Here is a 15,976-nt window from a genome sequence, read left to right as displayed (position 1 = left end):
ATCATAATCATTGAAATCAGTGCTGAGGTCCGCATCCAGGTATCCTATGTATTCGAGTTGTGGTTCTTTCAGCATTTCGAGGCTTGCCTGGCGAACGGCTTCCGCCTTTCCTGCATTAACAGGCATATTATAAATGGAGATATAATCCTCATGACCTTCACGCAGCTGTTGGAGAACTTCGAGGGTATTGTCTTTGCTGCCATCATTCACAAAACAAAGATGATATCCCAGGTTACTATATCCGAAATCAGTGAATACCTGTCCTGAAAGACGTTTTGCCTCATTGTAGCAGGGTATCACCAACCCTACGTATTTTTTTTGCAATACCCTTCCAGACTGAAGTGGATCGCCCGGAGAAACAGCAGAAGACGTAGCAGGGGGTGAGGATGAAATGCCGTATGTTTTTGTAAGCAGGCGTTGGATCCTGGCCACCACTTCCCTTATGCCTACAGGTTTTTCGATGTAATCGTCCACGCCTATCTGAAATGATTCCACGATCACGGACTCTTCTTCGTTTGAAGACATGATGATGGCAGGGATATTGTCCTTCTTATCCAAACGGATATAGGTCAATACCTCCAGACCGGTTTTGAGTGGCATATGGTGGTCTACCAGAATGAGGTGGGGGCGATGCTCTTCATACAATTGAATAGCCTGTTCGCCATCAGTTCCGGTGAACACTTCATGCCCCTGGCCCCTCAATTCTTTTCCAACAATATTTCTGATATAAGCCTGATCGTCTGCAATTAGAATTTTCATAAGAAACATGTTTGAAGAGACACTGTTTCTGTGCAGGCGATACGTGTAATGGGAATGGATTCCCGGAAAAAAAATTTTTACTACTTCTAATGTAAGAAAAAATTCACATCTTCCGGCTAAATACGCCGGAGATTATGCCCTTTACATTTTCACATATCGTGGCTGTTCTTCCTTTCCGCAAGAATACTCCGCAGTTATTTTCCATGCCCGCCCTCATCATCGGTAGCATGGTGCCTGATTTTGAGTATTTCCTAAGAATGACCCTTTACGGGCATTACGGTCATACATTGCCGGGAATTATTTCATTCGATCTGCCTGTCGGTATTTTGTTGTACCTGGTTTATCATCTTATTGTAAGACGGCCACTGACCTTGCATCTTCCCGGCTTTCTCTACCGGAAATCCGCAGGGGCTGAGAACATCCGCTGGCTTCCTTATTTCAAAAAGAAGTGGTACCTGGTGTTGTTTTCTGTATTAACGGGCACTCTTACGCATCTTGTGTGGGACGGCTTCACGCATGACGAAGAATATATCGTTGCAGGATATTTTCCCCTGTTGTTGCAGACCGTTACAGCAGGTCCGTTCAAATTCCCGCTCCATTTTCTTTTACAAATGATCAGCAGCATAGCAGGCCTGCTTATATTGCTGATCTATATAATCAAGCTTCCATCCTCCCCGTCAGTTCATACCCCTTCCTCCAACGCCGTGGCCAGGTTCTGGTCTGCCGTGCTGCTGCTGGCAATTATCATCTTTGTGTTACGCCTGGCAACAGGCATACCTCAGGAAAAATTTGCAGCGCAACTCCTGGTGGTCTCCATCAGCGCGGGACTTTTCAGCCTGGTATTGGTTTGTTCCTTTTACCTGTTTAAAAATAACTGACTATGCTGCCAACACTCAAACTTGCCATCGTGTCCTGCCATCCTCCCGGTAAAGGCACCCTGAATGAATATGGATATTACCTGCTCAGGCATTTCAGGGAAAATCCACTTTTTTCCGAGATCACGCTTATTGCGGATGAATTACCCACTGGTCAGTCCTACCCTCCGGGATTGAATGTAGAACAGGTAAGAACGGTAACGGCCTGGAAATTCAACAGCTGGCGGAACTGCTGGCGGATATTGAAGGCCGTCAGGAAAGCCAAGCCGGACATTGTACTGTTCAATATGCAGTTCCTCTTGTTTGGTGACAGGAAAGTTCCTGCGGCACTCGGTTTGCTCACCCCTCTCCTGTTAAAGCTCTCAGGTTATCCGTCCGTAGTAGTGCTGCACAATATTCTGGAGCAGGTTGATCTGCAGAATGCCGGGATCACAAAGAACAGGATGCTGGCAAAAATTTACAATATTACCGGTACCATGCTCAGCCGCTTTGTACTGATGGCAGATCTGGTAACGGTGACCATCTCCAAATATGTACAGATCCTTGAAGCCAAATACCGCAAAGGCAATGTAGCCCTGATACCGCATGGCAGTTTTGAGAATAGTCCGCTGCCCGCGCAGGACCTACCACCAGGCCCTATGAAGATAATGACCTTCGGAAAATTCGGGACCTATAAGAAAGTGGAGGTGCTGATAGAAGCAGTGCAACGCTTCCGGCAACGGAGCACGCTGGATGTGGAGATAGTGATCGCGGGAACGGACAGCCCAAACAGTAAGGGCTACCTGAACACCGTGAAAGAAAAGTACGCGCATGTACCTGGACTGATCTTTACCGGGTATGTTGCTGAAGAGGACGTGCCGCGGATATTTTCAGAAAGTGCCGTGGTTGTATTTCCTTACACTTCCACCACCGGCAGCTCCGGGGTACTGCACCAGGCCGGTAATTACGGAAAGGCAGTGATCCTGCCGGATATCGGTGACCTTGGTGCCCTGATCAGGGAAGAAGGATACTCGGGAGAACTTTTTCAACCTGAAGACCCGGAAAGCCTGGCCAACGCTATTCAGCAAGTGTTGCACAATGATGCCTATCGCATACAGATGGGCATCCGGAATTACCATGCAGCAGTCTCCCTTCCCATGCAGGACCTTACTAACTGGTATTACATGCATTTCCTCGGCATACTTAAGAACTGAATGGATCAGCGGAACAGCGCGGCAGCAGGTTTGGGCCGGCCATCGGAATGGAGTATCCCGAAATACCCCTGCGGCTTCCTTCTCCAGGGTAGCCGGCCCGCAACGCCTGCAGGCACCTCACTGAAATCGTAGAGGGTCCATACCAGGTAGCCGGTTACTTTTTCCCTTGCCAGCAATTCCTGTATCGCTTTGAGATAGTCTGCCTGGTCTTTTTCTGAATGCCCGGAGGGCGTCCAGAATCCCTGGTAGGTAGACATGCCTGTTTCTTCCAGCAGCAAAGGCTTTCCGCCTGATCCGGACCGTAATGATTCAATGGATCCTTCAAGCAAGGCAGGGCTCAGATAGGAATGAAAGGCAATGAAATCAACCTGGTTCTTAAACAACAAGGCATTGTCTGCATGCGCCCAGCCGATGGTGATCAGATGGACCGGGTCATATGTCCTGGCCCGTTGCAACATCCATTCAAGCCATTCCATCACATGCGCCCGTGGATGATGATTGAAATCAAGGTCCGGTTCATTCTTTAAATCCCAGGCAAATATGGCTGGATGATCACGGAAACTGGTAAGCAATGTTTCCATCTGCCGGTCTGATGCAGCAAAAACGGGAAGGGAGTAATCGCCCATAAAATCGAACAGTGTGACAATCACTTTCAGGTTGTGTGCGGATGCCTGATTGAGGAAGTGGCGTAACTGGAGCAAGCGGGCAGGGCTCACATTTCCGCGGTTGAAATCATGAAAATTCACAAAGATCCGCACCAGGTTGAAACCCAGCTCCTCCATCAGCTTAAGGTCTTTGCTGACCACAGCACTGTCGTATCCCGGCCAGAAAAGCCCCCAGGGCGCAGCGGCAGGATAATAATTGATACCCACCGGAGAAAATGGCTTTCCCGAAACATAAAAACGGCTATCCTGTACCGTTACTATTCCGGCCGTATCTTTTTTAAGCGTGTCGGGATGAACGATGTGCCGGGGTGGCTTTCTTTCCATGCGTGTTACCCGCCAGTTCCCATCCTTCAGGAGCATGATCACATCAAAGTCTGCTGTATCGCTCACCGAGCAGATCCTTTCTCTTTCATTATTGCTGAACAACCAGGTCCGGGAAATCATATTCTCATCCGTGAATGCAGCAATCTGGCCATCCTGGGAAAAGTAATGCATCCGCAAACGATGCTGCAGGCTTGCCGTCTGAAAAGTATATCCGCTTTGTTCTGTGCCGGCATTGGCAGTGTAACGCAAAAATTCCTGGTCTGTAAAATGATCTTTCATGTATACCTGCTTGCCTGTTGACTGGCTGTAATTCCGGCCATACCAGCTTTTGATGTATTCACGGGCAATGACCTGCTGGTTATAGCTGCCAGGCTCCCTTCCGGTGATGACCGAAGGCAGCCATCGAACCAATGGTGTATACAGATCCGGTTCAGCAGAAGGTATATGAAGGGCCGTTGTTCTGTCTGCACCCCTTGAAAAAAATGCCAGCGCTTTGGCAAATCCACCTGTTACAACAAACAGAACACTGACTGCGATAAGTGCAAAACTTAGCCGGTAATATTTGATTTTCTTTCTTTTCATGGCTGAACGGTTAATAACACATGGAAGGTGGCAGCCGGTACATGCAGTACAGCTTCGTATTTACCCGGATGGATCCTGCCCGTATTGAAACGGGCAAATCCTTTTTCTGCAACGGCCTGCATCACCTTCCCTTTCAGTTTCAACAACAATACGGCTCCCTCTGGCATCAACTGCCCAAGCGGCCCCTTTAGCGGCCCTGCCAGCACTGCTCCTGAGGCTTCATATGATAATGACGGAGCAGCAGTGAATGGTGAAGCAAAAGGGATGACCAGTTCATTGCTTGTTGCCCCACCGGGTGCAAATGCGGTGACCTTCAGGTCCCCTGGCTGCTCCGGCGCCTGCAGACTGATCTCAGCAATGCCACTGATGGTACTGGCATTGAGCTTACTGGTACTATTGTCTGCATCCTGACATATGAACTGAACCAGGCTTCCATCCGGTAAACGGTTGCCGGATACATCTGCCAATACCGTACTGAAAACCCGGAAGGTCTGCCTGCCATCTGCGTAGGGCAAGGATGCACCCATGCTGATGCGGAACGGCATTGCTTTCCCAGCTACTTCCAGTAATTCCTTCTCCTCGCTGAATGCGCCGGCCACCCTAACGCCGGCAAATATTTTACCGGCTTTGTTCCCCGCCTTTACATCTTTACTTGAGAATCCATGCATTAAGTACCTGCCTTCAGTTTCCTGCTTTGCCTGTTGCCTTAACAGCGAAAACAATACAGGCAGGCTGTCTTTTACCATATTTCCATAACGGTCTTCCGGCACCACGGTGATAGAACTGAATTCTTCCGATCCTGTAACCAGGGCTTTAGGACCTGCAAAACCCTGTACAGGTGTTACGGGGTCAAGAGCTTGCACAAGCAGGCTCCTGTTGGCCAGCAGTTGACCGCCGGCTATCAGTTTCCAGCTTTGCCAGCCACTGATCGTTTGTTTAAGAAGAATGGAAGTGTCAGCCACTGATGGCAGTGCGATAATATAGTTGCCCTGGGTTCCTGAGCAAAGGAGCAATACAGCACCGGCTGGCTTCACGCTCAAACTGAGAGTAAAGTCTTCGCCGGCCCGGATACTGTCCGGCATCATCAATTGCCCCTGAAATGGTTCCTTTTTTGTGGCAGGGTCACTGGCGCAACCAAAGCCGCAACACAGCATCAACAGTACCATATGGAAGGAAAATGTTTGCATCAATAGATGGTTGGGTTTCCTATATATCCGTTCAGAAAAAGATCGCAATACCGTTTATTTCCCGGCAATGCAATAAGTCCACGCCCAGGAAAACGAAAGCTATCAGGAAGTTGCATTTGCTGAAGGCCGTTGACATAATGGTGCTGCTCCGTTCCCCTTCTGACCAGTGCAATCTTGCTTAAGTCAGGTAGCTTGATATTGAATGATTCCTGTGTTTGCGGACGCAAGCCTTCGCTCACAAACAGATGGTTCACCCACAAAATCTGTCTGTGGTCATCATATGTGGCCATCAGCAACTGAGGCACACTTATCTCCTGAACGCCGTAATTGACTATACTGCCAGCCACATATCTACCGCTGTCGGTTATACGCACCTGTTGTATCCCATGATCCCGGTAGAGGTCCTTGTCGGCCACCACTGCTCTGACCTGCACCTGGTAATCCGCTGGTCTCCTGGTGAAATTATAAGCAGAGAACTGGCCGGGATTGAAACGCAGCTGTTGCCGGTCGTTTTCCTTCAGCCAGGCCGTTTCTTCAAACTCGATGAGAAAGGGTGTTTTCTCGCCGGGCAGCAGGTTATGCATGGTGTGATATTTTGCATTGTAACTCACCATCATCCTTCCGGCACTGTCGAGCAATACGGCGCCGATGGTCAGGTGTGCGGGGAGATAATCCCTGTTCATCACTTCACCCACTACTACATAACTACTGTCCTTTTTGATCAGGGCCGAGGATATTATATGCAGGTCCGGCCGGTCCAGGATATCATCATGGCGGACGTCGCTTACACTGACCACGCGTTTTCCCTGGCTTCTGAATACAGCCATTCCTTTTTCCATATGCTCATCCGGCACTACCCTTTTTTCAAAAGCGGGTGGCAGCACATACCAGTTCCCGTTTTTTCTGATCAGAACATGCATGGCAGGGATCACGTATTCTTCCAGTGGGGTGGTCCAGGCACTGGTAACAACGGCTTCCATCGTATCTGTGCCTGTTTTTGTAAAGGCAATTGCCAGACTGTCCAGTTTCCCATAAGAAGCCAGCAGTCCATCCCTGAGCGAAAGCCGGAGGGTATATTCCTCATAATCGATACTGCCCGGAGGAAAATACCCATGCGCCTCCCGGTTCAGCTTAAAATCCAATGCATGGTAATATGCCTTGAGCAATTGTTCCGGGTCTTTGTGAAAAGAAAGGGTCACCTGCTTTATCCAGATGGTGCCTGCCAGTAACAATATTCCAATCATCCAGAGAAAAAGCCAACGGTTCCCGGATGCAGGGCTGTATGCAGTTGTTTCGGTGGATGCAAAAGGGAAAACCAGGTAATCCCTGGCTCTGAAAAGAAGCAGGGTCAGCATGATGCAAAATGCCGACAAAGGCAATATCCCCCACATCATGCGTTGATAGAAAGGAATGAATTTGCCTGTCAGACCGGAAGGGAGCGGGGGCACATCCGCTTTTTGCCAGACCATGATGCCGTTCTCCAGCCTTTGTACACGTTCCCATCCCGAAAAGAAGAGAACAGGATCATAAAACTTATCATTGCTGAATATGAATTTGAGATGATATTTCTCAGGAACGGTGAGAAATTGCTGTAATGAACCAATGCCCGGAATTCCCTTGAATTTGGAGTTCTCCAGTCTTTCGAGTGGTTGCCGGGTCATTTCCGGTACACGCCGTGCTGAATGATAGTTACCGTCTATAGACATGGCAGTGGTTTGTGAAGACAGCCAGGCCATTTGGTCACCGAAGCCGAGTGTGAGAAAACGCCAGCGGCTGTGCTGATCACGGTCAAGGAAACTGATGATCGGCTGCATATCTATCTCTTGTGGCTGGAGTGAGCGGTACTTATGGAAATTCACCACAAACAAAGCCTGAAAAGCTACCACAGAGATCAGTAACAAAGAAGTGATGTGGTATAATTGTTTACCGTACCGTTGAATGATCCTTTCCCGGATATCTCCTTCCACGAGCCTCCGGAAAAAATCACCCACAAAAGGAATGGATATCACGGAGGCCCAGAAAGTGAACCTGTCGAGTGTAAGTACATTGAATGCATTCTTACCAAGGATCTTCTCAGGTAATGGTGTGGTGCCGCCTGTTCCCAGCAGCAGCAACAAAGAATATGACAGCGCCAGGAATATATTACGCCTGGTGTACAGACTGCGAAATATAAAAGGCAGCAGCAGCAAAATAAATCCCAGGGGAATGATGAAGAACATAAGCCCTGAAGAAGGCGATGCCAGGAAATTGTCCCTTGATCCATGGGGGATCGGCACCTGGCTGATAGGATCCGTTTTGGACCAGTACCAGTAAGGAAAGATCAGTACAACCATTTCCAGCAGCAGTATGCTGAAAAAGAGAAAAAACTGCCGGAATTTCTTCCATGCCAGTTGCACTGTCTTCCGTGCAACCGCAATAAATTTCCCTTCCACTCCGGACTGATCCAGCAATGCTGTGGCAATCACCGGTGCAATAAAGAAAATGATGCCAAATATAGTGGTCACATGATGAGAAGAAACGGTCACTCCCAGCAGGGCTACCGCAGTAACCAGGTGTTTTAACTTGCCATTCCTGAAATAAGCATACACTTCCGGCAATGCGTTCACCAGGCAGGAGATACCTACCATGGTGGGCAGCTGCCCATAGATGTGAATGGTTTGCGTAATGGACGAAGCCAGTACGGCAAACAGGGAAGCATAGGCTGCAGAACGCTGCGGAACCCAGAGCCTGCTGAAACGATAGATGCCCGTTACAAAAAAGCAAAGAGCGGCGAGGATCACCACTACAAATCCGAATTTCAATCCACCTATCATGGACAACAGCGCGATCAGCTGGTGGCTCAGAGGAGGATAACTGGTCACCGGAAAACCGGTATACCAGCGGAATTCCCAGGGCTCAAACCAGTAACGTGCATAGTGATCGGCAAAGAAAATATGCACAAAAGCATCATAGGTCTTGTTCAGGTTGTACAGCAAGGCAGAGCCATGAAGCAATATGGCAAGTACCAGGGCAACAAACAGCAATCTGTCGGCTTTTACCAACATAGGAAATCTGGAATAAATATTCTAAATTTAAATAATCTGTTTCAATTTACCTAAGCCTCTTCCCTGCTGTAGAAATCCAACTGCTTCTTAAAAGCCCAGCATCTATGAAAAACAACAGCCATCAAAAGGAAAGTCCTCACCAGGAAGAAAGTATTTATCGTTCATTTTTTGAAAACTCAGACGGACTGATGTGCATCCACGACCTGGATGGCAAACTGCTTTCCGTAAATCGTGCAACCGCCGTCAGCCTTGGTTACAGCAAGGAAGAACTTACAGGTTCAAACCTTTTGAAGGTGGTAGCCGATGATTATACCGGCAACCTTCACAAATACCTGAAAAACATCGCCAGGGACAAAAGCGCCAGGGGGATCATGCACACCAGGCATCGCAACGGCTCCGTCCGTATCTGGCTTTTCAATAATGTACTGAAAGAAGATGGTGCAGGAAATCAGTATGTGATAGGGAATGCACTTGATATAACGGAAAGGCATAACCTGGAACAAAACCTGAAGTTCACCCAGAAGATGCTGAATGAAACCAATACGGTAGCAAGGATCGGAAGCTGGGAACTTAACTTGCTCAATGAGGAAGTGTACTGGTCTGATATCACCAAACTGATACACGAGTTACCGCTCTCCTACATTCCGGATTATCAGTCTGCTCTCCGGTTCTATCCTGAAGAATACAGGGAGACCATCGAAAAGATAGTTCAGAACGCTGTCAGCAATGGTATTCCCTGGGATGTGGAGCTCCAGCTTATCACAGACAGTGGCAGAAAGATCTGGGTGAGATCTATCGGAAGGCCTGAGTTTGAGAACGGTAGCTGCATCAGGCTCTTCGGTACCTTCCAGGATATCAATGATCGCAAGATAATTGAACTGGAAATGCTTCGATCCAGGAGTATGCTGCAGAATGTACTGAATGCAGCCACGGAAGTGGCTATCATAAGCACAGACAGGGAAGGCATCATCACGCTCTTCAACAGTGGCGCAGAAAAAATGCTCGGCTACAGGTCAGAAGAAATGGTAGGTAAACATACACCGGCTGTATTTCATGACCCTGAAGAAGTAAATACGCGAGGCAATGAGTTATCAGAAAAACATGGCAGAGTGGTCCAGGGTTTTGATGTTTTCATCTTCAACGCGGAGCGGGAAGGTGCCGAAAACAGGGAATGGAGCTATATCAGAAAAGATGGAACGCGGCTGTACGTGTCATTGGCCGTAACAACAGTAACAGATGCAGATAAAAAGCTGACCGGTTATCTGGGCATTGCCCTTGACCGGACCGCCAGAAAAAAAATGGAGCAGCAGCTTTTTGACCAGCAGGCTATCCTTTCCGCCTTTGTGGAACATACTCCGGCAGCAGTGGCCATGTTTGATAAGCAGCTCCGGTATATTGCTTACAGCAAGCGCTGGCTGGAAGAATATGAGCTGGAAGGGCAGCAGCTGACTGGCAAAATTCATTACGATGTATTTCCCAATATCCCTTCACACTGGAAAGAAGTGCATCAAAAAGCATTGACAGGAGAAGTGTTCAAAAACGAAGAGGATATCTGGAGGCCCCAGGGTTGGGAGCACAATCAGCATCTCCGATGGGAAGTAAGGCCCTGGTTCCTGCACAATGGATCGGTAGGCGGTATTATGATGCTTACCCAGGACATTACAGAAGCATCCCTTCAACAGGAAGAATTGCGCAAAGCAAAAAAACAGGCGGAAGTGGCCAGCATAGCCAAGTCAGAATTCCTGGCGAATATGAGCCACGAGATCAGAACACCGCTCAATGGCATCATCGGCTTCACGGACCTGCTTGCCAAAACAGACACCACCGAAATCCAGGCCCAGTACGTATCCCTGGTAAACCAAAGCGCAGGTATACTGCTGAATATCATCAATGATATCCTGGATTTCTCCAAGATCGAAGCAGGTAAACTGGAGCTGGACATCAGCCGTTCCGATATCTTTGAAACCTGCAACCAGGCCAGTGATATCGTTAAATACCAGGCACAGAGCAAAGGCCTTGAACTACTTTTTAATATTTCACCCACACTGCCGAGATTTATCTGGACGGACCAACTGAGGTTGAAGCAAGTGCTGGTCAACCTGCTTACAAATGCTATCAAGTTCACAGAAAAAGGAGAAGTTGAACTGAAAGTGTTCCTGGTTGCATCTAATGCCAGGCAAACAACAATCCGGTTCGAAGTGCGTGATACAGGCATCGGCATCCGGTCAGACAGACAAAAAAGAATATTTGAAGCCTTTTCCCAGGAAGACAATTCCATTACCCGGAAATTCGGTGGTACCGGCCTCGGTCTCTCCATCTCCAATAAATTACTGGGACTCATGAACAGCAGACTACAATTGCAAAGTGAGCTCGGACAGGGCAGTACTTTCTTTTTTGAACTCAACCTGCAGTCAGAGAACGGAGAGGCCCTGGAATGGGAAGATTCAAGCTCAGTCAAAAGGGTATTTATTGTAGACGACAATGATCATAACAGGATGATCATACGGCAAATGCTCCTGCTTAAAAACATAACGTCCAAAGAAGCAGCAAACGGGTTCGATGCGATCCGGCTATTGCAAGAGGACCCTTCCTTTGATGTGATCCTGGTGGATTATCATATGCCGGTATTGGACGGGCTGGAAACGATCCGGAAGATCCGGGATGTATTCAGCAGCAGCGGCAGATTCCATCCTGTTATATTCCTGCACAGTTCCTCTGACGACGAACGGGTGATCAAAGCATGTGAAGAGCTCCGGATCGATCAGAGATTGACCAAGCCCATCAAGATGAAGGATCTATACAGGTCATTGTCAAGACTGAATCAAAAGAAAGAAACCACCACAACAGCCAACAGGCAACGGTCACCGGCACTCTACAACCAGCAGTTCCGCATTATGGTGACGGAAGACAACAATATGAACCTGTTGCTGATCACCACTATCCTTAACCGTATTATGCCCCGCGCAGAGATACAGGTGGCCAGAAACGGCAAACAAGCCACAGAGATATTCCCGCAATTCATGCCCGATATCATACTGATGGACATTCAGATGCCGGAAATGAACGGATATGAAGCCACCCATGTGATCCGTGCAATGCCAGAAGGGAAGCATATTCCCATCATTGCCCTTACAGCAGGAAATGTCAAAGGAGAAAAAGAGAAATGTATGGAAGCAGGCATGAATGAATTTCTTACGAAGCCATTCATCGAAAATGAAATCATAGATACACTTTCCCGGTATATAAAAACTGAGCCGCATCATTCCGGCCCAACACTTAACCTGGATATAATAAAGGAATACCTTGGCAGCGATTGTGATCCTGACCTATTGAAACAGACCCTGGAACTGAGCCTGGAGGAATTAAGAACTTTACAGAAAGAACTGGAAGGGGAAAGTGAAACCCGGAAACTTCATTTTATTGGTCACCGTATTTACGGGATTGCGGCCTATACCGGCCTGAATACACTATCCGGATTATCAAGGGATCTGGAAAGGGACAAGCATCCCGGCCCTGCATTGATAGAGCAGCTCAGGCGGGAGCTCAAAGAGTCCATTGGCATTTATGAAAGAACGCTGCTAACAATTCATTAAAAAACACCATACCAGGAATTTCCCTTCCCTGGTATGGTGTTGCTGTTATTGCCCGATCATGTAAGCAACTGCGGTTTCTCCCTGTACACCTTCCACACAAACTCTCCAAAAATAGTATTCGCCCAGGCAAACCATTTCCTGGTGAACTGCGTTGAATCATCCTTGTGAAATGACTCATGCATGAAGCCCGTTTTACCGTGCGTATGCTGCAATGTATCCAGGCACCATTTGATCTCTTTATCATTTGTACTGGTCAGCCCCTTCATCACAATGCTCATCGGCCAAACCATATCCAGCCCGATATGCGGACCGCCAATACCTTCCGCCACTTTCCCTTTAAAGAAGAAAGGATTATTCTCAGACCATACAAACTTTCTTGTATTCTGATAAACAGGATCGTTCAGCTTCACACCCCCCAGATAAGGCATGGCCAGTAATGATGGGATATTGGCATCATCCATCAGATTATAACTGTCAAATCCATTCACTTCAAACGCATAGATCCTTCCGAACTTCGGATGACTGAAACCTGCGTATTGTTTCAGCGCCGCTTCCACTTCAATGGCCAACTCTCTTGCAGGAGTCACCAGGGATTTCATGGATGGAATAGCAGCGCCCATTTCCTGCAACTGTTTCAGACTTTCCAGTGCAAAGAAGTTGGAAGGGATAAGGTACGGGAACACCGTTGCATCATCGCTGGGCCTGAACATGGAACAGATCAGTCCGTTTGGTTTTGCTGGATAGCCGTAACCCGCCATGGGAACACCGTCTGTAGCCCAGGCTGTTTTGCGCTGGAAACTGTAAGGGCCTTTGCCATCCTTGCGTTGCTGTTCGCGGAAAGTCTGGATCACCAGCTGCATGGCCGCAACAAAGCTTTCGCCAAACACAGATGTATCACGGGTTTCTTTCCAGTAGCCATGCGACAGGCGGATGGGATAACAAAGACTGTCGATCTCCCATTTCCTTTCATGGATGCCGGGCTTCATATCCGTGATATCCGTTTCCTTCCATTCGCTTACCTTGCTTTCATCTTTATAAAACGCATTGGCATATGGATCTTTCAGAATGCATTTCACCTGCCGGTTGATCACGCCTTTCACCAATTGCTGTAATTCCTTGTCTTCATGACAAAGAGGAATATAAGGCCATACCTGTGCGGAGCTGTCGCGCAGCCACATGGCATCAATATCTCCTGTGATCACATACGTATCGGGTTGTCCATCGATGGTATCAAACTCCACCGTAGTATCCAAAGTATTTGGGAAGCAGTTACCGAAGAGCCAACCCAGTTCTTTATTGGCCGTGTTTTGCTGCAGACCGGCGATGATCTTTTCCACGGCCTTGCTCTTGAATTTACGCTGACCTTCCGGGATCCGCACAACAGGAAATTCCTGCGCAAATGATTGTCCGAAACCCTGCGCCGATAGTGCAAGCCCTGCTGCTGCGAGGGTTGACTGCTGAATAAAATTCCGTCTTTTCATCATCGCTTAGAATTTAAATTTTTTCTCCAGGAAAGCAAGCCTTGCCAGGATTTCCAGCATACCTGACTGACCAACCAGGTCTGCTTTTCCTTTACCCATCAAGCCATCCGCTCTTTTCTCATGTTGAAGCGCATGTCTGGTGCAGGCGGCAAAAGCCTGAAGATATTTCAGGTCCTCCGTGTGTTTCAGCAAATGCTGGTAGGCCCGGAGCATCACGGCATTGAACCAGTAGCTGTCCCTGAACTTCCCGGAGCTGTAAAAATAATGCAGGGAAGCATCCGCCATGCGTTTTGCATTTTGAAAATATTCAGCGTTGCCGGTAGCTTCATAAAGCCAGAGGCTCGATTGCAGCATGGTGCCGGTATTATAGCTGTATTTCCGCTGATCTATCTTATGGGTGCCGATGGAAATATTATCGTAATAAAGTCCGTCCGTGGCCTGCAAATGTTTGTTCACCCAATTGTAGAGCAGAACGGCCGTATCCAGAAAAGCCTTATCTCCTGTAGCTTTGTGCAACTGCATGGCTAAGAGGATTCCCGGCCCGTTGGAACAGGTGTTTTTGGTTTTCAGGTTGCCCTCTTCCCAATACAGCCCTCCCCCGGTAGCAGTATCCCAGGCAGTCATCATAAAACGGTAGATCATTTTTCCCTTGTTCAGATAATCCTTATCCCCTGTTCTGCTCCAGGCATCCAGCAAGGCGATACCGATCCACTGATTATCATCATAGAATCTATCGCCGCCCCCATGGGGTGGCGGGTAAGAGGCATAACCCGGCGCAGGTGGGCGGTCATCATAATACTTATCTATCACTTTAAATACGCGGTTGAACGTTCCTCTTTTTCCGGAAAACAACTCTTGTTCATTGGCTGCCTGAATCAGTCCGCAAAGTGGCCATAAATAAGAAACTGCCCTATCGTCTTTCTGCTTCTCAGCATGTTCACGGTAATATCCTTTTCCGGTAATCAGGAATTTCTGTTCTATGGCGGTGTTCAGTAATTGTAATTCTTTCGCAAAACGCTGCTGTGCCATCGACACAACAGACAGCAGGGAACAACTCAGTAGAAGGGTCACTTTTGCAATATTCATCAGGTACGTCGGTTATGATTGATCAAAACAGTTCTTTCTTTTTCAGCGTGGCCGCGGCTTCTATCAGCATGGCACCACTGAGCTGTGTAGTAAGATCAGTAGTATTGCCGGGTTTCTTCTTCCAGTAATTCCCGAAAAGCACGGCGGGCTTGGCTGTACCGGCAAACCAGAGCGTTTCAAAATTATGTTTGAGATAACTCATATACCGGTTACGATAGCTCTCAGGCAAAGCAGGATGCTGGATCAGCAAACTGAAATACCTTACGAATATCCCTTTGAACAGTCCACCATCACCACCACCTTCATCACGCAGCAGGCGATCTCCGGAGTTGGTGAGTGTATTATCAGACAGCGTGTACCCTGCCGTTTTGATAGCGTCATTCATATACACGGGATTACCAGTGATCTCATAGAGCTCCAGTGCTGCACCAATGAACGTGCCCTGATTGTAAGTGAACTTCCACAGATCGCGGGCACCATCGCCTTTGTTGTTGATGCCATCAATCACCCAGCCGGTGCTGGCTTCGTACAAACTATCCTTCATCCAGGTGTAGATCCGCTCTGCCCATTCTTTATCAGCCGCATTGTTGAACTGGCGGTAAAGTCTGGCAGCAAGGATGCAGGCCGGAGCGTTTGCCGGTGTATTCTTATAAGCAGGCATGGCCTTTCTCCAGGCGATGCCTCCGCCCATATTGGTGTTCCAGCCGGATTTGATATCCGTCCATAGCTGGTTTACAGCCGTTTTGAATTTATCATCATTGGTGACATTGAAAGCCCGGAGCATGGCCAGGGCATTCCATTCCATATCATCGTAGAATTCATTCAGGAATGTATTTCCATTTTTTTGGCGAACGCCGGTATACCAGTTATCCATAAAGGTTTTGTAGCTGCTGTTCTGCGTACGCTGATAAGCATCCACCAGCACATCCAGAGCATGTGCCTGCGGCCAGTAATGGAAACTGGCATCGCCACCATTGTCTTTATTGAAATAGGATCCGCCGCTGTTCCAGAATGCAGACTTGAGCGCGCTCACACTGCTGTCGGCAGCAGCTTCCCAGTTCACGTCGTATTTCACAATACCCGACTGGTCCCCTGATATGATCACATGATCATAATTTTTAGTACAGCTCTGCAGCACAAAACAGCCTGCAGCCAGTAGAAGATATGATCTCATAATTATTTTCATT

Annotated in this window: 10 protein-coding genes; 3 read left to right on the top strand and 7 right to left on the bottom strand. The window is 48.0% G+C overall.

Annotated features, from left to right (window positions below):
- A partial coding sequence (locus ACTHMC_RS18805) for a response regulator (protein ID WP_440415401.1) occupies positions 1 to 759 on the bottom strand: 759 nt, incomplete at its 3' end.
- Between the two features lie 134 nt (positions 760 to 893).
- Here ACTHMC_RS18805 and ACTHMC_RS18800 point away from each other — a divergent pair.
- Entirely contained in the window at positions 894 to 1,637 is a 744-nt protein-coding gene (locus ACTHMC_RS18800) for a DUF4184 family protein (RefSeq protein ID WP_440415399.1), read from the top strand.
- A 2-nt stretch (positions 1,638 to 1,639) separates the two neighbouring features.
- Positions 1,640 to 2,827, top strand: coding sequence for a glycosyltransferase (locus tag ACTHMC_RS18795; protein ID WP_440415398.1), 1,188 nt, complete (start codon positions 1,640 to 1,642; stop codon positions 2,825 to 2,827).
- A gap of 5 nt (positions 2,828 to 2,832) precedes the next feature.
- On the opposite strand, the gene ACTHMC_RS18790 is transcribed toward ACTHMC_RS18795, so the two are convergent.
- Genes ACTHMC_RS18790 through ACTHMC_RS18780 form a run of 3 tightly spaced genes read right to left on the bottom strand, consistent with a single transcriptional unit; the run spans position 2,833 to position 8,629 of the window.
- Positions 2,833 to 4,398, bottom strand: coding sequence for a glycoside hydrolase 5 family protein (locus tag ACTHMC_RS18790; RefSeq protein WP_440415396.1), 1,566 nt, complete (start codon positions 4,396 to 4,398; stop codon positions 2,833 to 2,835).
- A complete protein-coding gene (locus ACTHMC_RS18785; protein ID WP_440415394.1) occupies positions 4,395 to 5,585 on the bottom strand; it encodes a hypothetical protein in 1,191 nt (396 codons plus the stop codon). The genes ACTHMC_RS18790 and ACTHMC_RS18785 overlap by 4 nt, the downstream gene beginning before the upstream one ends.
- Complete coding sequence (locus tag ACTHMC_RS18780; protein WP_440415393.1) at positions 5,585 to 8,629, bottom strand: hypothetical protein; 3,045 nt, start codon at positions 8,627 to 8,629, stop codon at positions 5,585 to 5,587. Before ACTHMC_RS18780 ends, ACTHMC_RS18785 begins: the two co-directional genes overlap by 1 nt.
- Positions 8,630 to 8,733: 104 nt before the next feature.
- Here ACTHMC_RS18780 and ACTHMC_RS18775 point away from each other — a divergent pair, with 104 nt between their 5' ends.
- Positions 8,734 to 12,222, top strand: a complete 3,489-nt coding sequence (locus ACTHMC_RS18775) for a PAS domain S-box protein (protein WP_440415392.1) — start codon at positions 8,734 to 8,736, stop codon at positions 12,220 to 12,222.
- Positions 12,223 to 12,278: 56 nt separating this feature from the next.
- On the opposite strand, the gene ACTHMC_RS18770 is transcribed toward ACTHMC_RS18775, so the two are convergent.
- From ACTHMC_RS18770 to ACTHMC_RS18760, 3 genes are read right to left on the bottom strand one after another with little or no spacing between them, the layout of a single operon-like run.
- Positions 12,279 to 13,703, bottom strand: a complete 1,425-nt coding sequence (locus ACTHMC_RS18770) for a glycoside hydrolase family 125 protein (protein WP_440415391.1) — start codon at positions 13,701 to 13,703, stop codon at positions 12,279 to 12,281.
- Positions 13,704 to 13,709: 6 nt separating this feature from the next.
- Positions 13,710 to 14,789: a glycoside hydrolase family 76 protein gene (locus tag ACTHMC_RS18765; RefSeq protein WP_440415390.1), complete on the bottom strand. Its 1,080-nt coding sequence runs from the start codon at positions 14,787 to 14,789 to the stop codon at positions 13,710 to 13,712.
- A gap of 22 nt (positions 14,790 to 14,811) precedes the next feature.
- Positions 14,812 to 15,963: a glycoside hydrolase family 76 protein gene (locus tag ACTHMC_RS18760; protein ID WP_440415388.1), complete on the bottom strand. Its 1,152-nt coding sequence runs from the start codon at positions 15,961 to 15,963 to the stop codon at positions 14,812 to 14,814.
- Positions 15,964 to 15,976 lie beyond the last annotated feature (13 nt).

Source organism: Pseudobacter sp., assembly GCF_051955275.1.
Classification (GTDB): Bacteria; Bacteroidota; Bacteroidia; order Chitinophagales; family Chitinophagaceae; genus Pseudobacter.
The sequence above is the reverse complement of the archived record's forward strand: the minus strand, read 5'-3'. Positions and strand labels throughout refer to the sequence as shown.

What these genes read in the sequence shown, in the direction of transcription:
- ACTHMC_RS18760 (WP_440415388.1), bottom strand. Translation starts at nt 15,963, where the DNA reads ATGAGATCATATCTTCTACTGGCTGCAGGCTGTTTTGTGCTGCAGAGC.
- ACTHMC_RS18780 (WP_440415393.1), bottom strand. Translation starts at nt 8,629, where the DNA reads ATGTTGGTAAAAGCCGACAGATTGCTGTTTGTTGCCCTGGTACTTGCC.
- ACTHMC_RS18800 (WP_440415399.1), top strand. Translation starts at nt 894, where the DNA reads ATGCCCTTTACATTTTCACATATCGTGGCTGTTCTTCCTTTCCGCAAG.
- ACTHMC_RS18765 (WP_440415390.1), bottom strand. Translation starts at nt 14,789, where the DNA reads ATGAATATTGCAAAAGTGACCCTTCTACTGAGTTGTTCCCTGCTGTCT.
- ACTHMC_RS18775 (WP_440415392.1), top strand. Translation starts at nt 8,734, where the DNA reads ATGAAAAACAACAGCCATCAAAAGGAAAGTCCTCACCAGGAAGAAAGT.
- ACTHMC_RS18795 (WP_440415398.1), top strand. Translation starts at nt 1,640, where the DNA reads ATGCTGCCAACACTCAAACTTGCCATCGTGTCCTGCCATCCTCCCGGT.
- ACTHMC_RS18770 (WP_440415391.1), bottom strand. Translation starts at nt 13,703, where the DNA reads ATGAAAAGACGGAATTTTATTCAGCAGTCAACCCTCGCAGCAGCAGGG.
- ACTHMC_RS18785 (WP_440415394.1), bottom strand. Translation starts at nt 5,585, where the DNA reads ATGCAAACATTTTCCTTCCATATGGTACTGTTGATGCTGTGTTGCGGC.
- ACTHMC_RS18790 (WP_440415396.1), bottom strand. Translation starts at nt 4,398, where the DNA reads ATGAAAAGAAAGAAAATCAAATATTACCGGCTAAGTTTTGCACTTATC.